This window comes from Paucibacter hankyongi (assembly GCF_037482915.1).
Classification (GTDB): domain Bacteria; phylum Pseudomonadota; class Gammaproteobacteria; order Burkholderiales; family Burkholderiaceae_C; genus Paucibacter_A; species Paucibacter_A hankyongi.
The window spans coordinates 698653-718161 of sequence record NZ_JBBHJX010000001.1 but is presented as its reverse complement, the minus strand read 5'-3'; the positions used below and the strand labels follow the sequence as shown (position 1 = coordinate 718161).

At 63.9% G+C, this 19509-nt stretch carries 17 protein-coding genes; 6 read left to right on the top strand and 11 right to left on the bottom strand.

Annotated elements, in window-relative coordinates:
• Nucleotides 1–102 precede the first annotated feature (102 nt).
• From mnmC to WG899_RS03070, 6 genes are all read right to left on the bottom strand, one after another.
• A complete protein-coding gene (mnmC, locus tag WG899_RS03095) occupies nt 103–2046 on the bottom strand; it encodes a bifunctional tRNA (5-methylaminomethyl-2-thiouridine)(34)-methyltransferase MnmC2/FAD-dependent 5-carboxymethylaminomethyl-2-thiouridine(34) oxidoreductase MnmC1 (RefSeq protein ID WP_339594141.1) in 1944 nt (647 codons plus the stop codon).
• A 6-nt stretch (nt 2047–2052) separates the two neighbouring features.
• Nucleotides 2053–3390 carry an MgtC/SapB family protein gene (locus WG899_RS03090; RefSeq protein ID WP_339594140.1) on the bottom strand — a complete coding sequence of 446 codons (1338 nt, stop codon included), beginning with the start codon at nt 3388–3390 and terminating at the stop codon, nt 2053–2055.
• Complete coding sequence (locus WG899_RS03085) at nt 3387–4784, bottom strand: MBL fold metallo-hydrolase RNA specificity domain-containing protein (RefSeq protein ID WP_339594139.1); 1398 nt, start codon at nt 4782–4784, stop codon at nt 3387–3389. The genes WG899_RS03090 and WG899_RS03085 overlap by 4 nt, the downstream gene beginning before the upstream one ends.
• Complete coding sequence (locus WG899_RS03080; RefSeq protein ID WP_339594138.1) at nt 4781–5461, bottom strand: NAD(P)H-binding protein; 681 nt, start codon at nt 5459–5461, stop codon at nt 4781–4783. Before WG899_RS03080 ends, WG899_RS03085 begins: the two co-directional genes overlap by 4 nt.
• On the bottom strand, nt 5458–6981 hold the full coding sequence (locus WG899_RS03075; RefSeq protein ID WP_339594137.1) for a right-handed parallel beta-helix repeat-containing protein: 1524 nt from the start codon (nt 6979–6981) through the stop codon (nt 5458–5460). Before WG899_RS03075 ends, WG899_RS03080 begins: the two co-directional genes overlap by 4 nt.
• Before the next feature lie 131 nt (nt 6982–7112).
• Entirely contained in the window at nt 7113–8573 is a 1461-nt protein-coding gene (locus tag WG899_RS03070) for a DEAD/DEAH box helicase (RefSeq protein WP_339594136.1), read from the bottom strand.
• A 394-nt stretch (nt 8574–8967) separates the two neighbouring features.
• Between WG899_RS03070 and ettA the strand changes: the two genes are divergently transcribed.
• From ettA to WG899_RS03050, 4 genes are all read left to right on the top strand, one after another.
• Entirely contained in the window at nt 8968–10632 is a 1665-nt protein-coding gene (ettA, locus tag WG899_RS03065) for an energy-dependent translational throttle protein EttA (RefSeq protein WP_339594135.1), read from the top strand.
• A 178-nt stretch (nt 10633–10810) separates the two neighbouring features.
• Nucleotides 10811–11314 (top strand): Spy/CpxP family protein refolding chaperone, encoded by a 504-nt coding sequence (locus WG899_RS03060; protein ID WP_339594134.1) that lies wholly within the window; start codon nt 10811–10813, stop codon nt 11312–11314.
• Nucleotides 11315–11415: 101 nt separating this feature from the next.
• On the top strand, nt 11416–12126 hold the full coding sequence (locus tag WG899_RS03055) for a response regulator (RefSeq protein ID WP_339594133.1): 711 nt from the start codon (nt 11416–11418) through the stop codon (nt 12124–12126).
• Nucleotides 12127–12146: 20 nt separating this feature from the next.
• A complete protein-coding gene (locus tag WG899_RS03050) occupies nt 12147–13559 on the top strand; it encodes a sensor histidine kinase (protein ID WP_339594132.1) in 1413 nt (470 codons plus the stop codon).
• A 6-nt stretch (nt 13560–13565) separates the two neighbouring features.
• On the opposite strand, the gene WG899_RS03045 is transcribed toward WG899_RS03050, so the two are convergent.
• From WG899_RS03045 to trpS, 3 genes are all read right to left on the bottom strand, one after another.
• Nucleotides 13566–14981, bottom strand: a complete 1416-nt coding sequence (locus tag WG899_RS03045) for an MATE family efflux transporter (RefSeq protein WP_339594131.1) — start codon at nt 14979–14981, stop codon at nt 13566–13568.
• On the bottom strand, nt 14978–15427 hold the full coding sequence (locus tag WG899_RS03040; RefSeq protein WP_339594130.1) for a DUF3717 domain-containing protein: 450 nt from the start codon (nt 15425–15427) through the stop codon (nt 14978–14980). Before WG899_RS03040 ends, WG899_RS03045 begins: the two co-directional genes overlap by 4 nt.
• A gap of 112 nt (nt 15428–15539) precedes the next feature.
• Complete coding sequence (gene trpS / locus WG899_RS03035) at nt 15540–16559, bottom strand: tryptophan--tRNA ligase (protein WP_339594129.1); 1020 nt, start codon at nt 16557–16559, stop codon at nt 15540–15542.
• Nucleotides 16560–16643: 84 nt separating this feature from the next.
• On the opposite strand from trpS, the gene purN reads away from it, so the two are divergent.
• Nucleotides 16644–17270 (top strand): phosphoribosylglycinamide formyltransferase, encoded by a 627-nt coding sequence (gene purN, locus WG899_RS03030; protein WP_339594128.1) that lies wholly within the window; start codon nt 16644–16646, stop codon nt 17268–17270.
• Here purN and WG899_RS03025 read toward each other — a convergent pair.
• Nucleotides 17263–17928 carry a DUF1345 domain-containing protein gene (locus tag WG899_RS03025; protein ID WP_339594127.1) on the bottom strand — a complete coding sequence of 222 codons (666 nt, stop codon included), beginning with the start codon at nt 17926–17928 and terminating at the stop codon, nt 17263–17265. The two genes, purN and WG899_RS03025, sit on opposite strands and share 8 nt — an antisense overlap.
• Nucleotides 17925–18161, bottom strand: a complete 237-nt coding sequence (locus WG899_RS03020; RefSeq protein WP_339594126.1) for a DUF1653 domain-containing protein — start codon at nt 18159–18161, stop codon at nt 17925–17927. Before WG899_RS03020 ends, WG899_RS03025 begins: the two co-directional genes overlap by 4 nt.
• A gap of 45 nt (nt 18162–18206) precedes the next feature.
• On the opposite strand from WG899_RS03020, the gene WG899_RS03015 reads away from it, so the two are divergent.
• A complete protein-coding gene (locus WG899_RS03015) occupies nt 18207–19466 on the top strand; it encodes an RsmB/NOP family class I SAM-dependent RNA methyltransferase (protein WP_339594125.1) in 1260 nt (419 codons plus the stop codon).
• Nucleotides 19467–19509: the final 43 nt, after the last annotated feature.

Here is a 19509-nt window from a genome sequence, read left to right as displayed (position 1 = left end):
GACCCGGTTGGACAAGCTCGTGCGGACTGCGCCCGTCTTTGTGTTGATCCCGTGTGGCTTACTGTGCAGACAGCGGCGCTTGGTCGACCTTGTCGACCAGACTCAAGCCTTGTTGGCCGACCCCGCTTGCCGGAACGCGCGCACCGCAAAACGGGCCGGATCGATGGCATCGATCAGGCTGGCTTCGAGCGGGCAAGGAGCCCCGCTGACCTGGGCCGCCAGCACCTGGGCGCACAAGGCGGCCCAGCCGATGCCGCGCGAACCCATGGCCATGCAGATCGCCAGGCCCGCTTGGCGCGGGATGAAGCGCGCTTGGTCGCGCCGACCGTCAGCGCCGGCGCAGGGCAAGCCGCCGACCAGTGGCAGGCGATCGGGCGTGGCCAAGCGCCAGCCGACGCGGCCGCTGGCTGCTGGGAGCGAATCCGCCGAAGCGTCAACGTCGGGCAAGTGCGCCAGCTTCGCCCATTGCGCGAGATTGGCTGTGTGATCGCTGGCGCGCAGCGCGGGGTCCAGATCGCCGGCCTGGTTGGTGGCGCCGCACCACAGGCCATTGGCGCGGTCGGCAATCGCGTAGCCAAGTCCGGCCACCGGCAGTCTTGGCCGTGGTGAAGCCGGGCTCAGATGGCTGATTTGCCCGCGTTGCAGCATCAGGCTGGCCGCCAAGCCGGGGGCCAGGTCTTGCAGCAAGGCCTGACCCTCATGACCGCCGGCCAGGACCAGCAAGGGCGCTTGCGCCAGCACTTGGCCCTGGGTCCCCAGCGCCTGCCATTGGTCCTCGTCCCTGTGCAGCCGGGTGACCGGGCTGGACCACAAGGTCTTGGCTTGCGCCACGCGCAGCAGCGCGGCCACGTAGTCGGGCGGGGGCAGCGCTCCGCCGCTGGGATAGAACCAGGCCGGGTGTTGCAGGTCGAGACCACTGAGTTCTGCGGCCTGCGCCAGGCTTAACGCCTGCACATAGTCGGTCGGCAGACCAAGCTGACTCAGCTGCACCTGCATGGCGGGTAAATCCTGCCGGGTCTCCAGTCGCAGCAGGCCGCGCTGCAGCCAGGGCAGGTCCGGGCCCAGTCTGTGGAGCAGGCGCTCGGTCGCCAGTGCCGCCGCGCGGTTGAAGCGCGCATGCAGGCCATCATCGGGGTTGAGGGTGCCGTGGAATAAGCCGCCCGGGTTGCCGGAACTGGCCTGGGCCGGGCCGGAGCGGCCGTCGATCACCGTGCTGTGGATGCCTTGTTCGGCCAGGGCCCAGGCGCAGGCGGCGCCCGCCAACCCGGCGCCGATGATGACGGCTTGCTGCGTGTCGGGGGGCGCCAGCGCCACGCGACCGGCCGGTTTGCTTGCCTGGTGTCTAGGGGTGAAGCGGGCCACACACATGCCGCCCTTGTTGGCAAAGCCGCGCTGCCGCTCGACCGTGAAGCCGGCGGCAGTCAGCCCCTCACGCACGCTGGGCGCCACGCTCCAGGATCCGGCCGTGGCGTCGGGTGCGGCGAGCCGACCCAGCGCTTTCAGCAGGTAGGCATCCCACATGTCCGGGTTTTGGCTCGGGTTGAAACCGTCAAGGTAGAAGGCGTCGACCTCGGCCACCAATTCGCGCAGCCAATGCCGCACATCACCCAGGCAGAGCAGCAATTGCACCCGGTCGCCCGCGAAGCTGAGGCGGTGCAGATTGGCGGTCAATGGCGGCCAGGCCTGCAGCAATTGCGCGGCCAGATCGGGCAAGGTCGAGTCTTGATGGGCGCGGGCCAGATCCTCGCGATGCAGCGGGTGCTTTTCGATGCTGATGAACACCAACTGTTCGCAGCGCTCGGGGTCTTGGGCCCAGGCGTCCCAGGTGGCCAGGAAGTTATTGCCGAGACCGAAGCCGGTTTCCAAAACTACAAAGCGCTGGCGCGCCGCCCAGCGCCCCGGCAGCTGGTTGGCTCCCAGAAAGACATGGCGTGCCTGCGCCAAGGCGCCGGCGCGGCTGTGATAGACGTCGCCAAAGTCGGGAGCAGAGGGGGCGGTGGGGTCGCTGAAATCGACCCGCGCGGGGGAAATGGTTTGGATCTTCATGCAGGCTCATGCGAGGGCCGGCAGTATGAACCAGAGCAGGCCGGCCGCCAGCGCCAACGATGAAAAAAGTACCGCCGCGACGATGGCGGCAAAGCGACGCCCGCCGCTGACCCAGGCGGTGATGCTGCGGGTGATGCTGTTGCTGGCGATGGCGGCCAAGACGCCGCGGCACATCAGCTCGGCATCGATCTGCCCGGCATGGGCCAGACCGGCCAGCGAGGCCACAGGTGAGTGGGCATCCGCCAAGCCCGCCACTGCCACGGCGGCAAACATGCCGGAACTGCCGAATTTGCGCTCGGCCCAGCTGACCAAGACCGCCACCACGCTCAGCAGGACGGCGATCAGGGCCGCCTCTTTCAGGCGCAGTGGGCCGCCTGCTTGCGCCTCCGCGTGGGGAGATTTCTTAGACGAATGCTCGCCTGAATCTGTGCTTATTGGGACGTTCAACTCAGCCTTGGCGCGCCGCGCCAGCAGCAGGCCGGTGCCGCCCGCCACCACAATGCCCGCCACACCCAGCGGCAAAAAATGCATGGCCGCCTGGGGCGCCAGGGCCAATAGCATCAAACAGGCTTGCAGCCAGGTGGCTGCGGTGGACATCACCGCCCCCGAGGTGCAGGCCAATAGCAATGTTGGCTCGGCCTTGGCCCTTTGGCCCATGGTGGCAATGGTGGCCGTGCTGGACACCAGGCCCGACATCAGCCCCGACAGGGCCAGGCCGGTTTGCGCGCCGAGCAGGCGCAAGGCCACATAACCAAAAGCCTGCAGGCCCAGCAGCAGCAAGAGTAAACCCATCAAGGAATGGGCCTTCATGCCTGCCAGCCAAGGCAGCGGCTCGGTGGGCATGATGGGCAAGACCACCAAGGCCAAGGCCGCCAGCAGCAAGCCGTCGTGCAGTTCTTGCTCGCGCAACCAGCGGGTGGCGAAACGATGCAGCCCCGTGCGGGCACTCAACAAGGCGGTCAGCGTGACTGCGGCCGGTGCGCCCAGCAAGGGCGCCTGCACGCACAAGACGCCGATCAAATAGGTGGCCAGCAAGGCCATTTCGGTGGTCAGGCCTGGGTCGCGCTCGCTGCTGCGGAAGTAGGCCATGGCGGCCAAGATGGTGATGGCCAGCGCGCCTACCGCTACCAGGCCGGGCACGGCCAGACCATGCGCCAGCGCGCCGGCCAGCGAGGCAATGGTGAAAGTGCGCAAGCCGGCCGGCTCCATATTGCGGCCGCCGCCATGGCCACGACCTTTGTGGCGCTCGCGCTCCAGGCCGATCAAAAGGCCGCTGCCGAGGGCGGCCAGCAGACCAGTGGCCAGTTCGGCGTGGCTGCCGAAGGCTTGTTCAAGCAGGTTCACAGTTCGACCGACTCTCCATGCTGTGGCACGCGCACCCGCCAGCCCAATTCATCTTGAATGCGACTGCGCAGCGCGTCGCTGGCGGCCGGCTCCCCGTGAACAACAAAGACCTGGCTGGGGGCTTGTTTGAAACCGCGCAGCCAGGCCATCAGGCCATCGGCATCGGCATGGCCGGACAGGCCTTCCAGATGGCTGATCTCGGCGTTGATGCCGACGTAATGACCGTGCATTTTGATTTCGCGGGCGCCACCGATCAGCTTGGCGCCGCGGGTGCCGCCGACCTGGAAGCCCGGGAAGGCGATGTGATGGCGGGCTTGCGGGCCCATGGTTTCCAGGTAGTTCAGCACCCGGCCGCCGGTGGCCATGCCGCTGGCCGAGATGATGATGGAGGGCTTGGCGCGAGGCCCCGCCAGGCTGGCAGCCAGGCGCTGCGATTCCGCCGGCTTGGTAACCAGATGAACGCCGTCGCAAAGCCCGGCGGCGTCGCTGGCGCCGATGCGCAGCAGCTTTTTGTGTTTGATGGTCAGCTGGGTGGCCAGTTCGGCCATCGGGCTGTCCAAATAGATAGGTACATCCAGCGCCAGCTCGCCCGCTTCGCGCAAGCGCTGCAGCAAGAGCAGCAGCTCCTGGGCGCGGCCGACCGCAAAGCTGGGCAGCAAGACCGATCCACCGCGCTTGAAGGTGCTGCGCAGGATTTGCGCCAGCCGGGCTTGCACGTCTTCCGGGGCATGCACGCGGTTGCCGTAAGTCGATTCAATCAAGAGCACATCGGCTGCCTCGATGCGCTGCGGCGCCGGCATCAAGGGGTCGTTGCTGCGCCCAAGATCCCCGGAATAGACCAGCGTGCGGCCTTGCGCCGTGACTGAAATGGCGCAGGCGCCGAGCAGGTGGCCGACCGGGGTGAAACGGATCTGTGTGCTGCCGAGTTGCAGGCGGCCGTCGCGTGGCAGGCCGACAAAATGAGCCAGCGCCTTTTTGGTGTCGGCGACGGTGTAGAGCGGCAGGGCGGTGGCGTGTTTGGAACTGCCGGTGCGGTTGGCCCGGCGGGCGTCTTCTTCTTGCAGCTTGGCACTGTCCAGCAGCAGCACCTCGCACAGATCGCGGGTCGCGCCGGTGGAGAAGATCTGACCCTTGAAGCCCTGGCGCGCCAAGGCCGGGATGTAGCCACTGTGATCCAGATGGGCGTGCGACAGCAAGACCGCGTCGAGGCTGGCGGGGGCGACGCCGAGGCCGGACCAGTTGCGCTCGCGCAAGGTCTTGTAGCCTTGGAACAGGCCGCAGTCGAGCAAGAGGCGCTGGCGCGAGCCTTTGTTGCCGTTCTCGCCTTTATCCAATTCGAGCAGATGGCGGGAGCCGGTCACGCAGTCGGCCGCGCCCAGGAAAGTCAGCTTCATTTGGAGGCTCCCATTGTTTGCAGTTGCCCCGATTCAAGCACTTGAACGGCCGGTCCGTCTTGATACAGGGCAAGGCTGAGTGCCCGCGCCACCGTGCTGGCGGCAATGGGGCGCCAGCGCAGCGGGATCAAGGGCAAGAAGGGGCGGGTCAGGCGTAAGGCCCAGCGCTCGCCGGGGCGGGCCGTTTGCCCCAAGGCCTCGCGTTCGCCACTCAGCAGCGAGGGCCGGGCAAACACCAGGCGTTCAAACTGCAGGGCCATCAAGGCCTGTTCCATCTCACCTTTGACGCGGTTGTAGAACACGCGGGAAGTGGCATCGGCCCCCAAGGCCGAGATCACCGCGCAACGCTGCGCCCCGGCAAGACGGGCCGCGCGGGCCACGTTGAGCACGGCATCAAAGTCGACCGCGCGAAACGCCGCCTCCGAGCCGGCCTGTGCCATCGTGCTGCCCAGGCAGATATAGACCGCGTGCGGTGGCGGCAATTGCGGCGCGCCGAGATCGGCGCGGCTGAAGTCGACCCGATGTTGCTGAAGTTGCTGGCCCGCCGGCAGATTCACGGCAGGGCGGCGCAGCAATAGATGCACAAGGGCATGTCTATCCATCAGGCGTGGTAACAGCGCGCGGCCGACCAGACCGCTGGCACCGGCAAGCCAAACAACTTGTTCTTGCTTGCTCATGGCGCGGTCTCAGTGGAGCTCTTGTTCGCCTTGATGCAACTGGCCATCGCTTCGGCCAAGGCACCGGGTCTTGTCGCGCTGTGGCGTGGCGCGCCACAAAAATCATCGCTGGCCAATGCCAGGGAGGGTATGGCCTCGACCGGCCTGCGCCAGTTCAGTTGCAGTGCGTCTGCGTCTTCCAGGTAGTCACTGAGCTTGAGGACCTCATTCATGCTGGCCTTGATTTGGGCGCCATCGCGTTCGCGAATGCGGCCATCGAGCAGGTTGCCGTAGATGGTGGCGCTTGACAGTGCGCCACGCACATCGATGCCGGCCGAGTTGATCAAGGTGTTGTGGGCCAAGAGCATGGATGCGGAGCGGCTGAGGTCGATCGCAAAGTCATTGCAATGGGCCACCACATTGTTGAGCACCACACCGGCGTTTTGCTCGGTCTCACAGCGCTGCTCGCGGCAGAACTGGGGGTCGGAGCCGCTGCCGCCAAAGGAGATGCCGGTGCGAATGCCGGGCTGAGAAATCTGCTGAGGTGTGCACACCAGCAGATTGCGCTCGACCCGACTGCCATGCCCCGCGCCGCGAATCAGGATGCCAAAGGACGACTGCCCTCCGCCGGCTTTGACGAAGTTGCTAATGTTGTTGTCGGCCAGCCTCCATTTACTGGCGCCGATGATATTGATGGGCGCCACCATCATGGCGGTGTCGCGGGGGCGGGAATTGCCGAAGGTGTTGAATTGCACCAAACCTTCGTCCGGCCATTGCGCGTCATCGCCATTGACCTGTAGATGGGAATTGAAGTCCTCGATCAGATTGTTGCGCAGCACGGTGCTGCGGGCGCCACCCAGCACCAGCCACGCGTGTTTGCAGTCGGACGGCTGTGGGCAGACGCCGCGCAAATGCAGATTTTCGAAGACCCAAAATGGCTGAGTCACCTTGAAAATCTCTGCGGCCGAGGACTCCAATCTGACCTGTCCCGGCAGTCTTGCTCTGACCGTGATGGGCAGATCTTGCTGGCCGGCGTTATTGGTGCTGAGGGGCTCGGCGATGCGGTAGCGCCCTGGGTTCAAGAGAATCGTTTGGCCCGGCTTGGCCGTCAGCATGGCCTTAGCCAACTCTTCTGTGGTGCTGACGCGCAGCTCCGACCAACTGCTGCCGGCCTGAATCTCGGCAGATCGGGCCGCCTCGGGTGTGACGGCGATCGGCTGACCCTTGGCGTCATAGCGGATGGGGGGGAGGGTATGTGACTGCTGACCCTTGCCCAAGTTGGCCAGGCGGCCACTTGGAACGACGCGTTCGACCTTGGATTCCGCATAGGCCAAGGCGGGCAGCAAGATCGGCTCCAGCAGCTCATGTCCGATCAAGCGGATCCGGGCATAACGAATCAATTCGCCGGGCGTGCGCTGATTGAAATCGCTGCCCAGCTTGTTGGCATCGAATTGACGCAGCAGCAGGATGACGATGGCCACCAGCGTGGCCGCCACGGCCAATGAAAGCCAAAGAAAGAAACGGCGGGCCTTGATTCGCATTTTGAGTTTCTAGAGCATGCACGTAGACCGGCCGAGTATGCGTGCGGAAACAAAAAAGCCCAACCGGGTTTTGGCTGGGCTTTGATCAAAATGCGGCGGACCTGGTGATTAGCGTCCGCGTAAATTCGGGGTCAGCGTTTCGGCTGTGTCAGGCGCGCACCTGGGTTGCGGCCACCGCCGCCACCGCCACCACCTGCGGGACGGCCACCACCGCCACCACTACCGGGGCGACCGCCGCCACCACCGGCGCGCTGGCCTTGCGGCGCAGCTTGGCGCGGTGCGCCGCCATCGCGGGAGCCATGAGGCGCATGGCTCGAACCACCGCGCGGAGCGGAACGACCACCGCCACCGCCGCCTGGGCGACCACCGCGACCCCCGCCACCGGAGCGGCTGCCGTTGTTGTTCAGAATCATGCGGCCCAGCACGATGGGCTCGGGCTTCTCGCTCGGATCGGGCGCGAAGCCCTGCACGACTTCCTTGGGGATCTCGCGCTTGATCAGCTTCTCGATCTCGCGCAGGAAACCGTTTTCGTCCACGCAGACCAAGGACACGGCCTCGCCCTGTGCGCCGGCCCGGCCGGTGCGGCCGATCCGGTGCACATAGTCTTCCGGCACATTCGGCAACTCAAAGTTGACGACGTGAGGCAATTGGTCGATGTCGATGCCGCGGGCGGCGATGTCGGTCGCCACCAAGCAGGTCAGGTCACCGCTCTTGAAGTCGGCCAGGGCCTTGGTGCGGGCACCTTGGCTCTTGTTGCCGTGGATGGCCATGGCGCTGATGCCCTGGTCATTCAGGTAATCGGTCAGACGGTTGGCGCCATGCTTCATGCGGGTGAAGACCAGCACCTGGTGCCAGTCACCACTCTTGATCAGATGGACCAGCAGCTCTTTCTTGCGCTCGCGACCCACCGGGTGGACCTTTTGCGCAATCGACTCATTGGTCTGGTTGCGGCGGGCCACTTCGATCAGCGCAGGCTGGTTCAGCAGGCGGTCGGCCAGGTTCTTGATGTCATCGCTGAAGGTGGCGCTGAACAGCAGCGACTGCTTCTTGGCCGGCAGCAGGGCCAGCACTTTCTTGATGTCGTGCACAAAGCCCATGTCCAGCATGCGGTCGGCTTCGTCCAGCACCAGCATTTGCACCTGGCTCAGGTCCAGCGTGCCTTGTTGGGCGTGGTCCAGCAGGCGGCCCGGCGTGGCCACCAGGATGTCAACGCCGTCGCGCAAGCGGTTGATCTGCGGCTGCATGCCAACACCGCCGAACATCACCATGCTCTTCAGAGGCAGGTACTTGCCGTAGGTCTTGACGCTTTCTTCGACCTGGGCCGCCAACTCGCGGGTGGGGGTCAGCACCAGGGCGCGGATGGCGGGCTTGCCGCGCTTGTTCAGCACCGGCTGGCCGACGCTCAAGCGATGCAGCATGGGCAGGGTGAAACCGGCGGTCTTGCCGGTGCCGGTCTGGGCGCCGGCCAACAGGTCACCGCCTTGCATGACGGCGGGAATGGCCTGCGATTGAATGGGGGTAGGAGTCGTGTAGCCGGCGTCGGCGATGGCCTTCAGCAAAGGCTGGGCAAGGCCCAAAGATTCAAAGCTCATTGATTTTTTGTAGAGCACGCATCTTCGGTTGCTGGGCCGCGCTGCAGGGTATGCAACGCCAGTCTGCGAGCCTGCGATAGGAGGCGTACAAGATGTCAAAAAAAGGAACGCCGCGGAAGACTGGTAGCCGCGGCGTAGGGCTGCAGTATAGCTGCCCCCTAGGAAAACCCAGGGGAAACTCGGGGGTCAAGCGGCTTTGCAGGGCCTCGCCCGGGGCTGGCTTGTGAACTTGTGACGGCGGCGCGCCGAGTCGAGGCGGCGAAGCTGCGACAATACGTCGTTTCGCGTCTTGCCAAATTGGCATTCGCGGCGGGCCGGCACCGATCCCGGCTGCCCACAAGGTCCCGCAGCCCCGCAAAAACTCTCGAAAACTCCAGGACAGGAACCCTCCGCCATGGCGCAATACGTCTATTCCATGAACCGTCTGAACAAGACGGTGCCTCCGAAACGCCACATCCTGAAGGACATCTCACTGTCTTTCTTCCCCGGCGCCAAGATCGGCGTGCTGGGCGTGAACGGTTCGGGCAAGTCCACCGTGCTGAAGATCATGGCCGGTGTGGACAAGGAATACGAAGGCGAGGCCATGGCTATGCCGGGCATCAAGATCGGTTATTTGCCGCAGGAGCCCGAGCTGAATGCCGAGCAGACCGTGCGTGAAGCGGTGGAAGAGGGCATTGGCGGCGTGTTGGCGGCCAAGAAGCGCTTGGACGAGGTCTATGCCGCTTATGCCGAAGAGGATGCTGACTTTGACGCCCTGGCCGCCGAGCAGGGCGAACTGGAAGCCATCATTGCCGCCGCAGGCTCCGAAAACACCGACTTGCAACTGGAACTCGCTGCCGACGCGCTGAACCTGCCACCCTGGGACGCCAAGATCGGCGTGCTGTCCGGCGGTGAAAAGCGCCGCGTGGCGCTGTGCCGTTTGCTGCTTTCCAAGCCGGACATGCTGCTGCTTGACGAACCGACCAACCACTTGGACGCCGAATCGGTGGAGTGGCTGGAGCAATTCCTGCAGCGCTTCCCTGGCACCGTGGTGGCCATCACCCACGATCGCTACTTCCTGGACAACGCGGCCGAGTGGATTTTGGAACTGGACCGCGGCCACGGTATCCCCTGGAAGGGCAACTACTCCGACTGGCTGGACCAGAAGGAAAAGCGCCTGGAAGGCGAGCAGAAGTCCGAAGACGCCCGCATGAAGGCGATGAAGGAAGAGCTGAAGTGGGTGCGCTCCAACGCCAAGGGCCGTCAGGCCAAGAGCAAGGCGCGTCTGGCTCGCTTCGAGGAGTTGTCGGACGTCGAATACCAACAGCGCAATGTCACCAACGAAATCTTCATCCCCGTGGCCGAGCGCCTGGGCAATGAAGTGATCGAGTTCGAAGGTGTGTCAAAGAGCTTCGGCGACCGCGTGCTGATCGACAACCTGAGCTTCAAGGTGCCGGCCGGCGCCATCGTCGGCATCATCGGCCCCAACGGTGCTGGTAAGTCGACGCTATTCCGCATGCTGCAAGGCACCGAGACCCCGGACAGCGGCACCGTCAAGATCGGCAAGACCGCCAAGATGGCCTTCGTGGACCAAAGCCGCGCCAGCCTAGAAGCCGACAAGACCGTCTGGCAAGACGTGTCCGGCGGCCTGGACAACATCACGGTGGGCAAGTTCGTGATGCCTAGCCGCGCCTATTTGGGCCGCTTCAACTTCAAGGGCAATGACCAGCAAAAGCTGGTGGGCAGCCTCTCGGGTGGTGAGCGTGGCCGCTTGCACCTGGCCAAGACCCTGGCGCAAGGCGGCAACGTTTTGATGCTGGACGAACCGTCGAACGACTTGGACGTTGAAACCCTGCGTGCGCTGGAAGAAGCGCTGCTGGAGTTCGCCGGCAGCGCGATGGTGATCTCCCACGATCGCTGGTTCTTGGACCGCATCTGCACCCACATCCTGGCTTGCGAAGGCAATTCGCAATGGTTCTTCTTCGACGGCAACTTCCATGAGTACGAAGCCGACAAGAAGAAGCGTCTGGGTGAAGAGGGCGCTCGTCCCAAGCGCATGCGTTTCAAGCCGATCAAGTAAGCCGATTAAATAAGCCAACATACCGGCGAGAAAGTCCGCAGCAAGTGTGTGCGGCACCCAAGACAAAGGACCTTCGGGTCCTTTTTTCATGCCTTCACAGATCTTTACCGCTGAGGCATGGACGGCTTACGTGCGACTCAGAAGATAGCGACATCGCAATCCACTACCGGAGTTCTTCATGTTCAAGTCTTCAATCCTGAGTTCTGGAAAAAAGAGTGCCGTGGCAGCGCTGTTGGCCGTGGCGGCCTTGGGCGCACAGGCGATGGGGCCGATGTTTCCGATGTCCGCGATGGGCCACCGTGGCGGCGGCGACATGATGATGGGCGGGCATGCGGACCATATGCTGGACAGCGTTGATGCCAGCGATGCGCAGCGCGCTCAGATCAAGCAAATCATGCAGGCGGCGCGGACCGACTTGAAGTCGCAGCAAGAGTCTGGCCGCAAATTGCATCTGCAAATGATGGAGTTGCTGAGCGCACCGACGATTGATGGCGCCGCGGTCGAGGCACTGCGTCAGCAAACCCTGGCGCAGCACGAAGTGGTCAGCAAGCGCATGAGCCAGGCCATGGTGGAGGCCGCGCGGGTGTTGACGCCGGAGCAGCGTGCCAAGTTGGCCGAGCGCATGAAGAAAATGCAGGCCCGCATGGCCGAGCATCAGCACGCAGGACCGTCCGGTCGTTGAGCAAGTGAGTCAACTGCGTGGATGGCTCGCTTATGCTTGAGACCTTGACCGAAAGGCCGCGTTCGCGGCCACGTGCCGTAAGACTTAGCCCTGCAAGCCAGATGATGCCAAGACTGTTGCTGATTGACGATGACGCGCGCCTGACCGCGATGCTGGCGGACTACCTCGGTGCCGCCGGCTTTGAAGTGGTGTTGGCCGGCACGTTGGGGGCCGGACGCGAGGCTTTGGCCGAGGCGCAGTTTGACCTGCTCGTGCTGGATTTGATGCTGCCCGATGGCGATGGCTTGGATTTCTGCCGCGAGTTGCGTGCCGATGCGCTGACGCGCCGCTTGCCGGTGCTGATGCTGTCGGCCCGCGGGGAGCCGATGGACCGCATCTTGGGCCTGGAATTGGGCGCCGATGACTATCTGGCCAAGCCCTTTGAGCCGCGTGAGTTGCAGGCCCGCATCAAGGCCTTGCTGCGGCGTTTGCAGCCTGACAGCGATGACGGCGACGTCCTGCGTTTTGGGCGCCTTGAGATTGATCTGGCGGCTCGCATGGCTCGCCTGGACGGCCAAGCGCTGGATTTCACCGGGCATCAGTTTGATCTGCTGGTGGTGCTGGCTCAGAGCCCCGGGCGGGTGCTGTCGCGTGACCAGATCATGGATGCTTTGAAAGGCCATCCGCTGGATGCCTTTGACCGCTCCATCGATGTGCACATCTCGCGCATCCGGGCCTTGATCGAAGATGACCCGAAGGTGCCGCGGCGGGTGTTGACCGTGCGGGGTGCCGGTTATGTTTTCGCGCGCAAGCAAGACGCGGATTCGGCCTGATTGGCCGCCTTGAGTTCGGTATGAAGTCGCTGTATCTGCGTATTTACCTGACCCTGGTGGTCTTGCTGCTGGCTTTTGCTTTTGGCTCGGCTTGGTTGTTTCAACGCCATATCGAAAGTGAACGAGGCGGCTTTGAGACGACGGCCAATGAGCGTATGTCGGCTATGGCCGAGTTGCTGTTTCAAGCCCTGCCCAGCGCCGATGCGCCCAGGGAAGAACAAGCTATGGCTGTTGAAGCTTGGGGGCGCCGATTGCGCATGGCGATTGCGCTCAATGATGCCAGCGGCAAGCGAATCGAGGCTTCGGAAGTTTTTGAGCGTCGCCAGGAAATGGATGCGGCCACGCCAACGCTTCGAATTCCGTTCAAAGATGGGCGGAGCCTGGAGTTGATGCGGGGCCCTCGGCAGCCGCCGGGTATGCCCGGTGGTGGCGGGTTTGGCGTGGGACATGGTGGACCTGGCGGAGGTCCAGGAGCCGGCTTGGGGGGTGCCCGGATGGACGGGGCGATGATGCCCTTGCCTCTGGTCGGACCGAGGCCTAACGGTCAGGTGCTGGTGATTCTGTTGGTGCTCTTGTTCATCGGTGTGGCCCTGGGGGCTTATCCGGTGATTCGGCGACTGACTCGGCGCTTGGAGGCCTTGCGCGCAGGTGTGGAACAGTTTGGCCGTGGCAATTTCTCCCATCGCGTGGACGACAGCGGCAAGGATGAGGTGGCGGCCGTGGCGGCGAGCTTCAATCGATCCGCCGAGCAAATCGAAGCCCTGCTGCGTTCGCAGAAGTCTTTGCTGGCCAATGCCAGTCATGAGTTGCGCTCACCTTTGGCGCGCTTGAAGATGGCTTTTTCAATGTTGGGCGAGAGTGCCGATGGCGCACAGATGAAGTCGCCGCAGAGTCAGCGTTTGAGTCAGGAAATTCACGCCAATATCCATGAATTGGATGCTTTGGTGGAGGAGGTCTTGCTGGCCAGTCGTTTGGAGGCCAGCGACTCGCCGCTGCAAGGCCAGAGGGTCGATCTGATGGGCCTGGCGGCTGAGGAAGCAGCGCGCGTGGGGGCTGAGTTTTCACCCGCGCAAGGCTTGCAAGATTTGTCGGCGCAGGGCGACGAGCGACTCTTGCGCCGGGCTTTGCGCAATCTATTGGAGAACGCACGGCGCTATGGCGGTGATGAAATCCTCTTGCAGCTCGAGCGCAGCAAGGACGGCGCCGCCGAGTTCCGTGTTTGCGACCGCGGTCCAGGCGTGCCGCCGGCCATGCGCGAGCGAATTTTCGAAGCCTTTTTCCGTATGCCGGGTCATGCCGAGCAGGCTGGTGGCGTGGGCCTGGGGTTGAGCCTGGTCAAGCAAATCATTCAGCGCCATGGTGGCTCGGTGCATTGCGAGGCCCGCGAGGGCGGCGGCAGCGTGTTTGTGCTGAACCTACCGAAGGCAGCTTGAGTGACCCTAGTGGCCTGAGACGTTGGCCGCTTCGCGCTCTTCGAGCCTGTGCACCCAGGCCAGGAAGGCGCTCAGGGCCAAGGCCGCAATCACCAGGCCTGCGGTGGCTGCGGACCAGAAGCCGCGCGCGCCTTGCAGGCCTTCCAGCCAAGCGCTTGCATGACCAAAAGCCAGCCAGTAACCACCACCTAAGCCCACGCCCCAAATCGCAAGGGCATAGATGACCATGGGCGCGGTGGCGATGTGGTGGGCTCGCAGCACAAAAGCGGCCAAGGTCTGGCCGGCATCCGCCACATGAAAAAGCCAGACCCACAGCAGCAAGGGCATGGCCGCCGCGATGATGAGGGGGTCATGGGTGTACAAGCCCAGCACCTGCTCGCGAGCCACAAAAACCAAGGCACCCACCAAGAAGGAAAGTCCCAGGCCAAGTTCCAGGCCGTGCCAACCCAAACGCCGCGCGCCTGCGGCATCGTGCGCACCCACGCTTTGCGCCACCAAGGTGCCGGTGGCATTGGCCAAGGCCAAGGGCAGCATGAACATCAGCGCGATCAGATTGGCCGCCAGTTGATGGCCGGCCACTGCAGTGGCGCCCAGGCGAGCGATAAAGATCGCCATGAAGGTGAAGCCGGTCACCTCAATCAGGATGGAGCCGCCCATGGGGATGCCGAGTTTGAGCAAGGCCTTGATGGACGGCCAGTGCGGGCGGCGCCACAGCGCCCCGTGCAGTCCGAAGGGGCGGTAAAACGCATCTTTGCGCATCAGCGCAAAGGCGATCAGGGCTTGCGACCACATGGCAATCGCAGTCGCCAAGCCACAGCCCGGCGCGCCCATGGGATCTACTTGCCAGGGGCCGAGACTGAAGCCCTGGATGAAGGCCATGCTCAGCGGCACCTTGACGAGCAAGCCGCTGATCTGCAAAAGCATGATCGCCTTGGGGCGCGAGACCGCGACGGTAAAGCCGCGAAAGGCGGTGAAGAACAGCGTGGCCGGCAGGCTCAGGGCCAGCGCCCACAAATAGGCTCTGACCTTGGCCTCCACCTCCGGGCTGGTTTGCGAGATGGCCAAAAAGGGCTGCGGAAACAAGAGGATCAAGTCGCCGATGGCCATCAAGCCCAGGCATAGCCAGAGCATTTGATGCAACTGATCACCCGCTTGCTGCATTTGCCCAGCCCCGAACAAGCGACCCACCACCGGCGAGATAGCCATGACCACGCCCATCAGGCCGACAAAGATGGTGATGTAGATCGCGCTGCCGACGGCCAGCGCCGCCAAATCGATGGCGGAGAAACGCGCAATCAATAGGGTGTCCACCGTGCTGAAACCCAGCACGGCCAACTGCCCGACCAACACCGGCCAAGCCAGTGGGGCGATGCGGCGCAAGCTGTCGATGCGGGTGAGGCCGACGGTGTCAGGCTGACTCAAGGCTTGCGCCCTTCGGACGATTGGGGGTGGTCAATGCCTTTGAATTCCCGGGCCCGCTCGGCGTAGCGATTGAAGCGCCAGGCGGTGGCTTCTATCGAGATGCGCCGCCAGGTGACGCGCTTCTCGGCTGGGCTCATGACGGGCCAATGCTGCACCTCATCAAAGCTGCGGCCGCAGCCTTTGCAGATTTCATCGCCTTGGCTGGTGGAGCAGATGGCGATGCAGGGCGCGTCGGGCGTGCTGGCGTACCAGCCCAGCCAAGCCTGTTTCGCGTCCGAGGGCATGCTGTCCTCATCGCATTCGGTTTCGCGGTAGTACACGAGCAGGCCGTAAACCTCGGCCAAGGCGCGAACCTCTGGGCAGGCGCTCAGCCCGTCAGGGGAGGGCTGCTGCTCGCGCCACCAGTTGATGGCGGCCTCGATGTCGGTGATGTGAATGCCGGCCAAAATGTTTATCCCTCGGTCGACGAGTACGCCGTCCGATCCCCCAAGGGGATGGCGTTCCGGCTTGGGGTAGCCCGGTGCTCCGCCGGCCGGCGCTGAAGGACTGCTGCGCTCATCAGTAGCTCAGGCCAATGGCCGAGCGCACTTCGCGCAAGGTCTTGCGGGCCACCGCTCGGGCGCGCTCGGTGCCGACTTCCACAATCCACTGCACCTGCTTGGGGTTGGCCAGGTACTCGTTGGCGCGTTCCCGCCAGGGGGCCTGTTCCTTGTGAATGGCTTCGATCAAGGGCTGTTTGCAATCCAGGCAGCCAATGCCGGCCGAGCTGCAGCCTTCTTGCACCCAGGCGCGCGTGTCGCTGTCGCAATAGAGCTGATGCAAGGGCCAGACCGGGCAGCGCGCCGGGTCCCCGGCGTCTCCACGGCGCACCCGTTGTGGGTCGGTGGGCATGGTGCGAATTTTCTCGGCCACCACCTCGGGCTCGTCTCGCATGGCGATGGCATTGCCGGCGCTCTTGCTCATTTTCTGGCCGTCCAGGCCCGGCAGGCGCGAGGTGTCGGTCAGCAGCGCTTGGGGCTCGGGCAGGATGGCGCGCTCTGGGCTGTAAATACGGTTGAAGCGCCTTGCGACCTCACGTGTCACTTCTACGTGCGCGGTTTGATCCTCGCCCACGGGCACAAAGGCGGCCTTGTAGATCAGGATGTCGGCCGCTTGCAGCAGCGGGTAACCGAGGAAACCGTAGGTGGCTAACTCGCGGTTCTTCTCGACTTGGTCCTTGTAGCTGGGAATGCGCTCCAGCCAGGAGGAGGGCGTGCTCATCGCCAGCAAGGTGAACAGCTCGGCATGCTCGGGCATGCGGCTCTGGATGAACAGGGTGGCTTGTTCCGGGTCGATGCCGGCGGCCAGCCAGTCGACCACCATGTCGTAGACATTGCGCTCTATGGCCTCGCGGTCCTGGTAATGGGTGGTCAGGGCATGCCAGTCGGCGACGAAGAAAAAGCAGTCATGGCTTTGCTGCAAGCGCACCCAGTTCTTCAGCGCGCCGTGATAGTGGCCCAGGTGCAGGGCGCCGGTGGGGCGCATGCCCGAAAGCACGCGTTGGCGGGAGGTTGGGTCTTGACTGATTTCGGAGCTCATGAGGGGCTTTGAGGCAGGGACTGGCCGAGGTGCCGGAATGCGCGGGCGCAGGTCGGCGATTGTAGGCAGCTACACTGCCGCCCCATGAAAAGCATCGTCATTCTGATCTCCGGCCGTGGCAGCAATATGGAGGCCATCGTGCGCGCCTGCGCCGCGGAGGGCTGGCCGGCGCGCATCGCCGCGGTCATCAGCAACCGGCCCGGCGCGGCCGGCCTGGCCTTTGCCGCCCAGCATGGCATCGCCACCGCGGTGGTCGACCACAAGGCCTTTGCCGATCGGGATGCTTTTGATGCGGAGTTGCAGCGCGTCATTGATGGCTATGCGCCGGATCTCTTGGTGCTGGCCGGTTTTATGCGCATCTTGACGCCGGGCTTCACCGCGCATTACGCCGACCGCATGCTGAACATTCACCCGTCTTTGTTGCCGGCCTTCACCGGTCTGCATACGCATGCCAGGGCCTTGGAGATGGGTTGCAAATTCGTCGGCGCGACGGTGCACTTTGTCACCGCCGAGTTGGACCATGGCGCCATCGTGGCGCAGGCGGTGGTGCCGGTGCAGGCCGGCGACGATGAAGCGAGCCTATCGGGCCGAGTGCTCAAGCTCGAGCACCGCATGTATCCGCAGGCGGTGCGCTGGTTTGTTGAGGGGCAGCTGCTGATCGAAAACGGCGTGGTGCGTCAGACGGCGGGTCACAGCCAGTCGTTTATTTGATCAAGCCGGCCAGGATGTTGATGGCGAGGGCCAGCACGCCGGTATTGAATAGGAAAGACAGCATCGCGTGCAGCAGTACCAGCCGGCGCATCGGCCGGGCACTGACCGCCACATCCGAAGTCTGCGAGGTGGCGGCCAGCGTGACCGAAAAATACATGAAGTCGATATAGCCCGGGTGTTGCTCGTCATTGGGGAACCGGCCCGGGAACTCGAGCCCATGCGGACGGTCCGCCCCAGTGTGATACAGACTGGCATAGGCCAAGGCAAATTCGACCGGTAGGAGCAGCCAGGACCCGGCCACCGTGGCCAAGGCCAGCAGCAGATAGGGCCAGGTCTGTGCCGTGATCAGACCGTGCTGGAGCTGCGTCAACTCAAGCGCCATGGCGCCCAGGCTGGCCAAGGCGCCCAAGACCGCCAACAAGAGCACCGCGCCAATGCCGTCGGCTTGGGCGCGGGCCTTGCTTTGCACATGGTGTTGATCGGCGACCCGCATCATGAGAAATACCAGCAGCAAATAGAGCCACACGGCGAGATTCCAGCTCAGCAGGCCGCGGGTCAGTGGCGGCAGATGCGCTGGCCATAAAAGGGCCGAGGCTAGACCACAGCCAGCGGCCAGCAGCAAACGCGGTCGTAGCCGCAGTTGCGCCCAGAGTTTCATGCGTCGACGGGGCTGAAGCGCGACACCGTTTGGCCCTCGTAGTCCAATGACTCGAAGAACATCGCGTGTGGCCGCACCCACAGGCCGCTGGTGTTGTACAGCGGGCGGTAAACCACCAGCGGCTCCAGCGTTTCGCTGTGGCGCGCCGCGCCGATGACCTCGTATTCGCCGCCTTTGTAGTGGCGGTAGCGGCCGGTTGGCGTGAGGGGCAGGGCGGGAAGATCGTCGTTCATGGCGCAGTTTTGTGAACAAGTGTCACAAGCAGGGATAATCAGGGAATGCATCCTAATGCCCTTCTTGAACTGAGCTGCGAGCTGCTGCGCGCCGTGCTCCAACTGGACAGCCCCGCCGACAGCGTGGTGTCCGCTTTTTTTCGTAAACACAAGGCCCTCGGCCAGCGTGAGCGTCATGCCTTGGCTGAGACCGCCTACGCGGTGCTCAGGCAGCGTCCGCTGCTGCAGCATTTGGCTCAATCGGGCAGTGGCCCGACCGAACGCCGCCTGGCAATACTGGCTTGGCAGGGCAACAGCACTTTTCTGCGCGGCGCACTGAATGAGCAGGAAAAACAATGGCTGGAACAGGTCCAGGCGATGGACAAGAGTGGCCTGCCGGCCAAGCTGCGTCATTGCTTGCCCGAGTGGCTGGCCAAGCCTTTGATGGAACGCTTGGGTGAGGATCAGTTCTGGCTCCTGGCCGAGAGCATGAACGAGCAGGCGCCGCTGGACCTGCGAGTCAACACCCTCAAGATCAAGCGCGAAGAAGCGCAAGAGGTCCTGAAGGCCGCCAATATTGAGGCCGAACTGACGCCGTTTTCTCCGCTGGGCCTGCGCGTGCACGGCAAGCCAGCCTTGAACAAGCTAGACATCTTTACCGGCGGAAGCATTGAGGTTCAGGACGAAGGCAGCCAGTTGTTGGCCCTAATGCTGGACGCCAAGCGCGGCGAGATGGTGGTGGACTTCTGCGCCGGCGCCGGGGGCAAGACCTTGGCCCTGGGTGCGGCTATGCGCAACACTGGCCGACTTTACGCGTTTGATGTGTCGGGTCACCGCTTGGCCTCGCTAAAGCCTCGTCTGGCGCGCAGCGGCCTGTCCAACGTCTATCCGGCGCAGATCTCGCATGAGCGCGACGAGCGCATCAAGCGCCTGACGGGCAAGATTGATCGGGTGCTGGTCGATGCGCCGTGCTCGGGCCTGGGGACCTTGCGACGTAACCCTGATTTGAAATGGCGTCAGTCGCTGCATGCGATTGAAGAATTGCAAGCCAAGCAAACGGCCATCTTGGCCAGCGCGGCGCGCTTGCTGAAGTCGGGTGGCCGCCTGGTTTATGCGACCTGCAGTTTGCTGAATGCTGAGAATGAAGACATCGCGCTGGCCTTTGAGGCGGCGCACCCGCAGTTCAAGCGGCTGCCGGCCGACGAAGTTTTGGCCAAGTCCCATGTGCTGGGCTCCGAGGGCTTGGTGGAGGATGGCTTTTTGCGCCTCTGGCCGCATCGCCATCACACCGACGGCTTCTTTGCTGCGGTGTGGGAGCGGCAGTAATCGACCGGTCGTAGTCAGAACTCGGCCGCCCGGTCAAGCCCGG